5 protein-coding genes are annotated in these 12436 nt (G+C 34.1%); 4 read left to right on the top strand and 1 reads right to left on the bottom strand.

Annotated features, from left to right (window positions below):
* Positions 1-47: 47 nt before the first annotated feature.
* Positions 48-3995 (bottom strand): hybrid sensor histidine kinase/response regulator transcription factor, encoded by a 3948-nt coding sequence (locus tag C8P67_RS17380; RefSeq protein ID WP_115814457.1) that lies wholly within the window; start codon positions 3993-3995, stop codon positions 48-50.
* Positions 3996-4428: 433 nt separating this feature from the next.
* Here C8P67_RS17380 and C8P67_RS17385 point away from each other — a divergent pair, with 433 nt between their 5' ends.
* From C8P67_RS17385 to C8P67_RS17400, 4 genes are all read left to right on the top strand, one after another.
* Entirely contained in the window at positions 4429-7386 is a 2958-nt protein-coding gene (locus C8P67_RS17385; protein ID WP_115814517.1) for a SusC/RagA family TonB-linked outer membrane protein, read from the top strand.
* 18 nt (positions 7387-7404) lie between these two features.
* The gene (locus C8P67_RS17390) at positions 7405-9102 is read left to right on the top strand and encodes a RagB/SusD family nutrient uptake outer membrane protein (protein ID WP_115814458.1); all 1698 of its coding nucleotides are present in this window, start codon (positions 7405-7407) and stop codon (positions 9100-9102) included.
* 42 nt (positions 9103-9144) lie between these two features.
* Complete coding sequence (locus C8P67_RS17395; RefSeq protein ID WP_170141482.1) at positions 9145-9591, top strand: SusF/SusE family outer membrane protein; 447 nt, start codon at positions 9145-9147, stop codon at positions 9589-9591.
* A gap of 276 nt (positions 9592-9867) precedes the next feature.
* A complete protein-coding gene (locus C8P67_RS17400) occupies positions 9868-12408 on the top strand; it encodes a glycoside hydrolase family 31 protein (protein ID WP_115814460.1) in 2541 nt (846 codons plus the stop codon).
* Positions 12409-12436 lie beyond the last annotated feature (28 nt).

The following is a 12436-nucleotide window of genomic DNA, read 5'->3' on the forward strand; positions in this document are numbered from 1 at the left end:
AGGGAATAGTTTTTCATTAAAACTTCTATTGTAAATGACGGTTGCTGCTAATTCCCATTATTAATAAACTCTGAAGGCGACATTGCAAAACTTTTCTGGAAATTCCTGCTGAAACTTGACTGTGATTTATAACCCACAATTTCCGAAATTTCATAAACTTTATATTTGCCTGAAAGCAGTAATTCGGCAGCTTTTTTCAAACGTGCATTATTAATTAGTTCATTCGGACTAAGATTAGAAATATCTTTTATTTTACGATATAAAGTAGAACGGCTCATGTGTAAAATATCTGCCAGTGATTCGACACTTAGATTTGTATCGGTCATATTTTGATCTATTATTTCATCTAGTTTTTTAATGAAATCTTCATCGGTTTTATTATATGCAATAGTTTTTAAATGTGATAAAGGTGAACTGGCATAATACTCCATTACATGGCGTCTATTGGATAATAAATTATCTATTTGAGCCAAAATAAAGTCCATCGAAAAGGGCTTGGAAATATAAGCATCAGCACCAGATTCCAATCCTTGAATTCGGGATTGTATAGCGCTCAGGGCTGTTAGTAAAATTACCGGAATATGACTCGATTCAATATTGGATTTTATACGGTCACACAATTCGATACCGTCCATGATTGGCATTGTAATATCACTAATAACAATATGTATACTTTGGTTGTGAATTACTTTTAAGGCCTCTTCACCATTGGCGGCTTTAAAAACTTTGTACTCTCTGCCAAGTTCCTTGCTCATAAAATTTAGCAACTCCAAATTATCCTCAACAACAAGGATTTGAGTTTTAATTTCTTTAGTTGTAATCTCATTTTCAAATTCTTCGATGCTGTCTTTTACCTCGGTTTCCGCAGTATCTTTATATAGATGGAATTCACTTTGCTGACGTAGAGGTAATTGTAAAACAAAAGTATTCATATTGTCGTCCAGGAACCGCAATTTTAAAGTTCCATTATGCAATTCTGTCAAGGAATGAGCGAGTGATAAACCAATTCCCGTACCTGTTTGATTTTCGGCACCTAATACTCTAAAGAAAGGTTCGAAAATTTTGCTTTTAAGACCTTTTGGAATTAAATTCCCGTCATTTTTTACTATGAATTCCAATGAGCTTTCGTCTCTAAACAAAGTAATAATCACTTCTTTTTTGGCATATTTTAAAGCGTTACTGATTAAATTGGTTAGAATTTTTCTGATGGCCTCTTCATCAACAAAAGCATAAATATCTTTTTCACCTAATTCTAGTTCCAAGTGAATATTTTTTTCGTTGATTAAAGGAGTAAATTGGGATTGTAACTGTCTTACCAGCACGGATATATTTGTTTCCACAAAAGTAAGCTTCAAACCTTCCATTTCGGCTTTTCTAAAATCGAGCAGTTCATTAACCAAATTCAATAAACGAGAGGTGTTTTTCTCCATTATTGATAAATTCTGCGGAATTTCAGGAGATTCATAAGTTCGTTTTAGCAAACTTTCCAAAGGACTTTTTATTAACGTCAGCGGAGTCCGGATTTCATGTGCCACATTTGTAAAAAATTCAATTTTTGCGTTATAAATTTCCTTCTCTTTTTCGTTATTTAGATTTGCTATTTTTTGGTTGTTTTCCTTAAGATTCATGTTATGATACCTGCGTAAAAGTAAATAAAGACATCCTGCAATTATTAAAAAATAGCAGAAAAACGCATAACTGCTTGCCCAAAAAGGAGGCCAGACTACAATTTCAATAACCGCTTCTTTGCTCCAGATTCCGTTAGTACTTAACGATTTTACTCTAAATTTATAGTCACCGGATGGGAGCTCTGTAAAAAACACTTTGTTATTCTTATTCAAGTAAACCCAATCGTCGTTAATACCATCCAATTTATACCAGTATTCTGTAAGCTCTGGAGCTGTGTAGCTTAATGAAGCAAAATCAATATTAAAATTAGACTGATTATTTTTTAAAGTAATTTTTTTGATGTACGAAATAGATTCGTCCAGCGGAGAATCTTCTGCATTTACTATTACATCTTGATTATTTATCTGAAGACCTGTAATAAATATTGGAGCATTGTATTTATTTGTATTGAAATTTTTAGGATTAAAACTAATCATACCGTTAAGATTACCAAAATACATATCTCCATTGGAATCCTTAAATGCTGAATTATAATTAAACTGGTCACTCAGCAGTCCGTTTGCGGTGGTAAAAGTTTTTACTGACTTTGTTTTATGATTAAATTTGACTAATCCTTTTGAAGTAGTAATAAATAAATCCTGTTTTGGATCCTGCAGAATAGAATAAATTACATTGCTTGGAAATCCATCCTTAGTAGTGTATTTTTTAAATTCTTTTTTTTGTGTATCAAATAGGTTCAAACCATTTTCGGTCGCTATCCACAGATTATTCTGCTGATCTTGAAAAATAGAATTTATAAAGTCATTACTAATACTTTTATCATTTTTAAAATCATGCCTGTAAACTATTTTTTCTTTAGTTTTTGGGTTGTAGTAAAATAATCCGTCGCGATATGATCCTGCCCACAAATTTCCATCCCTATCTTTAAACATGCAGGTATAATGGGTAATTTGTGAAAAATCGTCACAAATTTTAAAATCATCGTTTTTTTCATCATACAGATAGATTCCAAGTGAGGTTACAACGTATAGTTCTTTTGCAGGAGTTTCATAAAAAGTAACAATAAAATCACTTCTTAAGTCACTTGTGGCCTGGTTATAGTGTTTTACAACTTTTCCGGAATTAGCATCCAAAATGTCCAATCCATGCTCAAAAGTTCCTATCCATACTTTATTTCCTCTTGGAAGAACGGCGTGAATATTATAAAAAGAAAGTCCTGATTTCGTTCCATTGGGCTGAAAATTTGTAAATTTCTTTGTCTGCAGATTGAATTTATTAATTCCGGCATCTTCGGTGCCGATCCAAAGATTTCCTTGACTGTCTTTGTGAATTTCACGTACAGCACTTCCAACGATTGCATTTTCGCTTTTTCGGGGAAAGTATTTTTTAAACTGATCGTATTGTTTTTGATGGTAATTTACGCCGCCAAAATAAGTACCGATCCAGACACCGTTTTCTTTATCAATAGTAATACAATAAGCGGCATTATCTGAGATTGCATAAGGATCACTCGGACTTTTGCGTAAATTTTTAATTGTTTTATCTTTTAAATTATATATGTAGACACCAGACTCGCTGGCAATCCATAAGTCATTTCTATTCTTCTTAAATTGTCGGACAAAAATTGGTCTATCGGCACCATTAATAAAAGGAGCTGTTTTTTTACTGGAAATATCATACTTGTAAACACCATGGTCTCGGGTGCCTATTAAAATTGAATTCGTATCTAATGCGTAAATGGCTGAAATTGAAAATGTACTATTAGGCAGCTGCACATTAATTTTATCAAAGCTTTGTGTTGCTTCAGAATAACGATACAGATCATCATAGGATGACACCCAGATTACACCATTTTTATCACAGGCAATAGAAGTGGCATAAAAGGAATCTCTGTCAAACATCGTTGTTTCTTTTGTTTCAACATTATATTTAACCATTGTTCCTATAGAAATAAACCATAGATTGCCTTTCAGATCATTATCGATATCATTGATACGATTATTAATCGCCTCGTTTAAAAAAGTAAATTTTTCCAGCTTTTTGTCATAGGAATACAGCCCCTTATCTGTTCCTACCCAGATATAATTTTTGTATTCGTGCAGTGATTGAATGTAGCTTATTCCTAAAGATGTTTTAGGATCTGATCCGCTGCGAAATGTTTTGAAATGATATCCATCAAAACGATTCAAGCCGTCTTTGGTGCCAAACCATAAAAAACCATCTTTGTCTTGAATTGATGCCAAAACAGAATTGTTTGACATCCCATTTTCTACCTTATAATGTTTAAAATAATATTCCTGACTATAAGTAGCAGCGGATAAAAACAAAAGACAAACGAATGTTCCTATTTTTAAAATATTTTGCATTTTAATGTTTTTATTAATTTTTTATAAAAATACTTCTCTAATCGTGTCATAGGCATTCATTTTGGTTCATATCACATTTCTGCAGGGTTTTTACAGGTGATTTGAATCATTTAAACACAATTGTGAAACAAAATGGGATTAAAATTACGTTGTCAATATCCTATTTTGGTCAAAAATTAAATTGATATTTTTTGGGCATATAAATTATAGTATTAATAAAAAATAGCCAAAATATTTCAATAGGCTTTAAAATAAACGTCTAAAGGCCGATTGCAATATTACTTATATTTTGACGAATACAAAATGAAATCCCTAAAGTTATTTTTTTATGATAAATGCTATCAATAGTAATTATTTCGGGATAAAATATAGAGTAATTAAAATTGACACAATACACCATAATTATTACACTTTAACCAAAAAAAAATTATTTATGAAAATCACTTTAACCAAAGGCGGAGTTTTTGAAACGGTATGTCTTTTTTTAATTTTACTGCTGTCGAGTGCAAATCTGGCAGCACAGCAAATTAAAACATACACAGGTATTGTAACAGATTCAAAACTGGTTCCTGTACCAGGTGCTAATCTAGTTATAAAGGGAACTAGTAATAATGCGATTACAGATTTCGATGGAAAATTCAGTATTAAGGCTAATGTGGGAGAGACGCTGAGCTGTAATTTTATTGGTTTCGGAAACAAAGAAATTAAATTATCAAGCAATACATCACTGACTATAGTGCTGCAGGAAGATATTTCTACATTAAATGAAGTTGTGGTAATAGGTTACGGAACCTTAGATAAAAGAGAGGTAACTAGTGCAGTTACTCACATTTCTGGTGAAGATTTAATAGAAAATGGCCCGACAAATGCAATAGAATCACTTACGGGCAAAGTCGCTGGTTTATCGATTACTAATACAGGAGGAACAGATCCTAATGCAGGCCCTTCAATTCAGCTTCGAGGTGTAACTTCCCGAGCAGCTGGAACAGGACCTCTAATTGTCGTTGATGGTGTTATTGGCGGAAATCTTTATAATATCAATAGAAATGATATCAAATCATTTGACGTACTAAAAGATGGTTCTGCATCGGCAATGTATGGGACACAGGGAAGCAATGGCGTAATAATAATCACCACAAAAACTGGTAAAAAAGGAGTTGCCCAAGCAAATTATAATGCGTACACGTCTTTCAGTGTACCAACAAATCAGTTAAAATCGCTGTCAGCTGAACAATTTATCGAAAATGGAAGAGGTATTGATTATGGAGCAAAAACCGATTGGCAGAAAGAAGTATTGAGAGATGTTGGTATTGTTAAAAATCATTCTCTGTCTCTAAGCGGGGGAAGTGATTTTATGACTTATAGAGCTTCATTAGACTTTAGAGATGCTGAAGGTTTAGATATTAGATCTGCTAGAAAGGAGTATGGCGGAAGAATTGCTCTGACTCATACTGGAAAAAATGATAAGTATTCTGTGACTGTAAATTTTGCGCCTCGTTTTATAAAACGTGATAACGCTGATACTAATGCTATTACTAAAGCACTGCTTCTAAATCCAACTTATCCCGTTTATGACGCAAGTACTCCAGGAGGTTATACAGATATACCGCCAGGAAGCGAAGGGAACTTTAACCCTGTAGAGTTATTGAAATTAGACCTTAGCGGATCTGAAGAAAAGTACTTGGAGATGAATAGTACATTCAAACTTAATTTATCTGATAAATTGAGTACACAAGTAACAATAGCACAAAATACTACAGATGATTTTAGTTATTATTTCCGTCCCTCTATATCAAATTTAGCAATACGAAGTGGTTATAAAGGAGAAGCTAACAGAGCTTATAATGTCAATACACAGCAAAATGCTGACTGGCTGGTAAATTATAATAATAAGTTTGGCAGACATTCTGTCAAAGTAGTAGGAGGATATACGTATCAATACAACGTTAAGTCTGGATTGTCTGCAGATAACAAAGATTTTACTTCGGATGCATTAACTTATAACAATCTTGGGGATGGAACTTTTCAGTCGGAGGAAGAAGGCAGAACAGGTTTTGGTTCAAATAAGCAGGACTCAAGATTAATTGCTTTTTTCGGAAGAGCAAATTATTCTTTTGACGACAAATACCTTTTATCTGCAAGTTTGCGTCATGAAGGGTCTTCAAAATTTGGAGAAAATAATAAATGGGGAAATTTTCCAGGTTTATCTGTTGGATGGCGTTTAAATAAAGAATCGTTTCTTAAAGATGTTTCATGGATAGACGATTTAAAATTAAGAGCAGATTATGGTGAAACAGGTAATCAGGCTTTTGATAATTACAAATCGCTGGCTATATATGGCGGTTTTGGACAATATTTGTATGATGGTAAATACTACACAGTATGGGGACCAGGAAATAATCCAAATGCTAACTTGAAATGGGAAGTAAGTAAAAATATTAATGTTGGTCTTGATTTTGGTTTTTATGATAATCGAATAACAGGAAGTTTAAATTATTATAATAGAAAACAGGAAGATATACTTGGAGATTACAGATCACCAGTACCGCCAAATGTATTCTCAACTACGTTCGTTAACGTTGGATCGATGCGAAATGAAGGTTTTGAACTTGATTTAAGTTATGATGTAATACGTAATAATAATCTTAATTACAACGTAACATTTGTTGGTTCAAGCAATAATAATAAATTCCTGTCTTTTTCTAATGAACTTTTCGAAGGTCAGTCTTATTCTGATTTAGTGTATTTACCTTCACCAGGAACTCCAGGTCCTGCTCAAAGATTGCAGGAAGGCAGAAGAATCGGTGAATTCTATATGTGGAAATTTGCTGGTGTAGACCAATTTGGTAATATGTTAGTTCTGGATAAGGATAACAAAGTTATTCATCAAAATGAGGCTACAGAAGACGATAAACGCTTTGTAGGCAATGGAGCACCAAAATACTTTGCAAGTTTAAATCAAAAAGTAACATACAAAAACTGGGACTTAACAGTTTTCCTTAGAGGAGCTTTCGAATACGATATTTTCAACATTCACGATTTTTATTATGGTCTTGATTCTTCTCCAGAGAATGAAAATGTCCTGGCATCAGCATATGGTAAAAATAAGCTGATAAAAGGAGATAAAGTTCTAACTGATTACTTCTTAGAAAAGGGTGACTATGTAAAACTAGATGTTGTAACCATTGGTTACACGCTAAAAACTAAGTCTGGTTACTTTGATTCTTTACGACTTTTTGCTACAGGAAATAACCTGGCTACGTTTACCAGTTTTTCAGGCGGGGATCCCACAATATACCCAGTAAATGGATTAACTCCCGGGATAAACGGTTCAAAATCATACTACCCATCAGCGACAACCTATTTACTAGGTATTAACTTAAACTTTTAATTTTAAAAATCCATCACTATGAAAGTTATAAAAAAATTAAAGCTGTATGTGCCTGGTGTATTCTTATTAGGCTTTACACTCTTCAGTTGTACTAATTTGGATGAGGTGCCTTATGATAAAATTGTTTCTGAAAACTTCTACCAAACCAAAGAAGATATTATACGTTCCTTTTTGAGAACTTACGAACATGGCTATTGGAGTATTCAGAGTTCAGTTTATCAGATGCAGGAATTATCTGCAGACCAATTAATGACTCCCAATAGAGAAGGTCATTGGGCAGATGGCGGGACTTATTTAAGAATGCACAAGCATACATGGACACCAACTGAAGGGTTTTTGAATGAGGGATGGGAAGCATTATTTGTGGGTATTGGTCTAGCCAATAATTCCATAGAAGATTTTGAAACACTCGACCCGGCACGCTTTGGACTTACCGCTAGTGAATTAAACCTTTTTATTGCAGAGCTTAGAGTTATGAGGGCTTGGTATTATATCAAGGCTTTAGATTTATATGGTAATGTACCCATAGTAACTAAATTTAAAGGAGCACCAATCAATCCTCCACAGTCCAGTCCTGCAGAAGTTTTTGCTTTTATAGAAAAAGAACTTTTAGAAGCAATGCCTAATTTAGGTGTAAAAGGGAACCCTTCTATAACTGTAAATAGATGGACAAAAGCTGGAGCTGCGGCATTATTATGCCGTCTTTATCTTAATGGAGAAACATATACAGGTAATAAATATTATGATAAATGTGCTGCCATTGGTAACGATATTATTAACGGCAAATATGCATCTTATGCAATAGAAGGCAGATGGGATGCGCCATTCGATTGGAATAACGACTTAAGCAGTGAAACTTTATTTGCTTTTCCAAGCTCATTTGGAAGAACACACTGGCATTATGAAGGTGGCATGTACTGGTGGACAATGCCTTATAATGCTCCTCAATATTTAGAATTTGATGATAAAGGCACTGCAAATCCAAGATTTTCCATGCAGCCAGGGCGTGATGTAGATAATAATTTATACAACTTCCCATCTGGGTTAGGTCAGCCCTTTGTTAAGTTTCAAAATTATGCAGATGATGTACGTTTAGGTTTATATAAAAACCTTGGAGATAACAAAAGAAAAGGTATGTTCTTGTATGGATATCTTGATTATGGAGATGGCAAAAGAGTTCAGTCTGATAAAGGTAAAGATCTTTACATCCGTGATGCAGTTGGCTGGTTTGGTACATTAGGGCCAGGGCAGTATCCGGCAGATAAAGAGTCTAGTATGCTTCATGCTGACCAAAATTCTGGTGTATACTACTTGAAGTATCCTTTTTATAAAACAACTGATGATCATAAAATGGAATCTGATTATGCTGAAATACGTTTAGCAGAAATTTACTATAGTGTGGCCGAATGTAAATTTAGAGCTGGAGATATTAGCGGTGCAGAACAGCTTATTAATACTGTCAGAAAAAGATATTATCCATCAGGATCTCCTAGTCTTTATAATGGTGAATTAACTGAGAAAGAACTGCTGGATGAATGGGGAAGAGAGTTCCTTGGTGAAGGAAGAAGAAGAACAGATCTTATCAGGTTTAACAAATTTACAACTGGTGTTTGGTGGGATAAGGAAGCCGACGGATCAGACCATACCAAATTGTACCCTATTGGTTCCCAAATATTAAATGCATCGCCGCAATTGAAACAAAACCCAGGTTATTAATCAAATAATATGCACGGTTTAATTAATAGTAAAGAAAATAAGATGAAAAAATTTAAATATACAATTATAGTATTATTGATAGGGATAGTATTCTCCTCATGCCAGGAAGAGACGAAAGACATAGAGATATACAATCTTCCGGTTTACAAACATTTATACTTAGTAGGTGATGCCACGCCGGCAGGATGGGATATTAACAATCCCGTGCCTATGATTGTAAATCCGGATAACGAGTTTGAATTTACGTGGGAAGGGGCATTAACACCTGGTCAGTTTAAGATTCCTGTTAGCATTGGCAATTGGAGTGCCGACTTTTTTATGCCTGTTGCAGATGGTGAAAAAGATTTATCCAAAACCACTTGTAAATTAATAAAAGGAGGAAATCCAGATCAAAAATGGGTTATTACTGATGATACAAAAGGAAATTATAAACTAACTGTAAATATTGAAAATTTAGAGAGCCCAACAATCAAATTTGAATTAAAGTAGATCCTGTTAATCTATTTTTAAAAGTTTTGAAATTTATAAATAAAGGATTTTTAAGGGTTAAAAGCACAGTTTTTTAACCCTTAAAGATCAATACAATGCCCATAAGAAATGATAATATTGAATTTAATCTGTTTTGAGTTACTATTTTTTATGTGTGAAGAGTATGTTTTTAGAAATAATATGAAAAAAGTAAAAGGGAATTTTTAATAGAATTTTAGAAAGCAATAAAATCACCTTTGAAATATTACACATTAAATTTTATTAAATCAATTGAATATGAACACCAGAATTTTAAAAATTATATATATAATTTTTTCTGTTATTTTTTCTTCAGCAAGTTTTGCTCAGGCAGTACAGCCCAATATCGTTTATAGTGATAACAATGTACGTTTTACAGTAATCACTGATGGAGCAATACGTATGGAATACCAGCCTTCGGGTAATTTTGTAGATAATCCTTCGTTTCTTGCTTCCGAAAGAAAATATCCAGCGGTCAAATACAAACTGAAAAAAGGAAATTGGATTGAAATTGAAACTTCAAAAATGAAGTTGAAATACAAAAAAAACAGCGGTGAATTTACTGCAAAGAATATTCAGATTACGGATGTAAAAGGGACTAAACCTTTTCAATGGGTTCCAGGAACTAAACAGCAGCATAATCTTGGAGGAACGCTGCGAACCTTGGACGAGATGGATGGAGATACTCAAAGAGGAAGCGTTGCAGAAGCTAAAAGCGGTGAAAAACGTAAATTAGAAGACGGACTTCTTTCAAAGGACGGATGGTCTTTTATTGATGATTCTAATAATTTTCTTTTTGATGACAGTAATTGGGCTTGGGTGACACAAAGAAAAAATAAAGAAGGCCAAGATTGGTATTTTATGGCTTATGGAGAAGATTACAAAACGGCTCTAAAAGATTTTACAATCTTCGCAGGAAAAATGCCTTTGCCTCCCCGTTATGCCTTTGGGAATTGGTGGTCTAGATATTGGTCTTATTCTGATGGGGAATTTCGATCATTGATAGATAATTTTCACAAGTATGGAATTCCATTGGATGTTTTAGTTGTGGATATGGATTGGCATTATACTGATGAGGGAAGAGGTGGCTGGACCGGCTGGACTTGGAATAAAAATTTATTTCCTGATCCGCCCAAATTTTTAGAATACCTGCATGAAAATAATTTGAAAGTAACCCTGAACCTGCATCCTGCTGATGGAGTTTCTTCTTATGAGGAGGGTTTCAGTGGCATGAGGAAAGATTTAGAATTAAATCCTTCGACCACCAAAAATATTCCGTGGATAGGTTCAGATAAAAAATTCATGACTGCTTTTTTTGAGAATATACTCCGCCCGATGGAAAAACAAGGAGTGGATTTCTGGTGGCTGGATTGGCAGCAGCACCCATTCGATAAAAATGTAGATAAGTTAAGTAATACATGGTGGATTAATTATTTATTCTTCAGCGATAAAGAACGCAATAGTACGGCAAGACCAATGCTTTATCATCGCTGGGGCGGACTGGGAAATCACCGTTATCAGATTGGTTTTTCGGGAGATACTCACATGACTTGGAAATCTTTAGACTATCAGCCATTTTTTAACTCTCAAGCTTCAAATGTTTTATACGGATATTGGAGTCATGATATTGGCGGGCACACTGGCGGGCATTTTGAAACAGAAATGTATCTGCGCTGGCTGCAGTTTGGCGCATTAAGTCCTATTATGCGTACCCATACAGGCAAAAGTGCTGATAAGAACAAAGAGCCTTGGGTTTTTAATCAGGAAGTATTTACCATAATCAAGAATACGATTAAACAGCGCTATGAGATGGCTCCTTACATTTATACAATGGCACGTAATGCTTATGACAAAGGCATCAGCTTATGTTATCCTTTATACTACGATTATCCTCAAAGCAAAGAAGCATACGATTTCAAAAATGAATACATGTTTGGAAAAGATATTTTAGTTGCGCCTGTTACTAAACAATCTGAAAATGGTTTTGCCGAAATAGATGTGTGGCTTCCTGAGGGAGACTGGTATGACTGGCATACTGGAACCCTCTTAAAAGGAGGGAAAGTGATAAAAAGAAATTTTGCACTTGATGAATTTGGGATGTATGTTAAAGCGGGGGCAATACTTCCTCTGTACTCAGATACTGTAATGAATCTTAATGGTAATAATGAAGATTATATTGTTACAGTTTTCCCAGGAAGAGAAGGTTCATCCTCTATTTATGAAGATAACGGAAATGATAAAAGCTATGAAAAAGATTTTGCCGTAACCGAATTAAAGTCTCTTCGAAAAGGAAATGAACTTCAAATCAGCATTGATGCCAGAAAAGGAAAATACCAGGACATGCCTGATTCAAGAGGTTACAGTATAAAATTAATGTCTTCTGTAATGCCGGAATCAGTAACTCTAAATGGAAAATCATTATCCTTTAAATATCTGGAAGATGAATTTGCAGTTTTGGCACAGCTTGGAAAACTTTCCTGTAATGAAGCTAAAAATATTGTCGTAACATATCCTGCTGGGGCTGCAGACTTAACAAATGGTATTGCAGGTAAGAGCAGAAGAATAGCCAAAGCAATAGAACAATTGAAGTATAAAGATCCAGGAATTGTGCTGATTGATGAATTAGGTAAAATGGGAAGCATTAATGAAGCTATACTATATTATCCTAAGAATGTCAATGAATTGGTTAACGAGTTTAATAAAAACTATAATGAGCTTCCGGAAATTTTGAAAAAACAAAAGCTTGACAGCGAAAAAGTACAATGGTTCCTAAAAGTTATCGGTTACGAAAAATATTAATTAATAAAAGAGATAATTCAAAAAACGA

It is taken from the genome of Flavobacterium aquicola (assembly GCF_003385115.1).
Taxonomy (GTDB): Bacteria; Bacteroidota; Bacteroidia; order Flavobacteriales; family Flavobacteriaceae; genus Flavobacterium; species Flavobacterium aquicola.

Coding starts and splice junctions, on each gene's coding strand:
- C8P67_RS17385 (WP_115814517.1), top strand. CDS start 4,429: ATGAAAATCACTTTAACCAAAGGCGGAGTTTTTGAAACGGTATGTCTT.
- C8P67_RS17380 (WP_115814457.1), bottom strand. CDS start 3,995: ATGCAAAATATTTTAAAAATAGGAACATTCGTTTGTCTTTTGTTTTTA.
- C8P67_RS17395 (WP_170141482.1), top strand. CDS start 9,145: ATGAAAAAATTTAAATATACAATTATAGTATTATTGATAGGGATAGTA.
- C8P67_RS17390 (WP_115814458.1), top strand. CDS start 7,405: ATGAAAGTTATAAAAAAATTAAAGCTGTATGTGCCTGGTGTATTCTTA.
- C8P67_RS17400 (WP_115814460.1), top strand. CDS start 9,868: ATGAACACCAGAATTTTAAAAATTATATATATAATTTTTTCTGTTATT.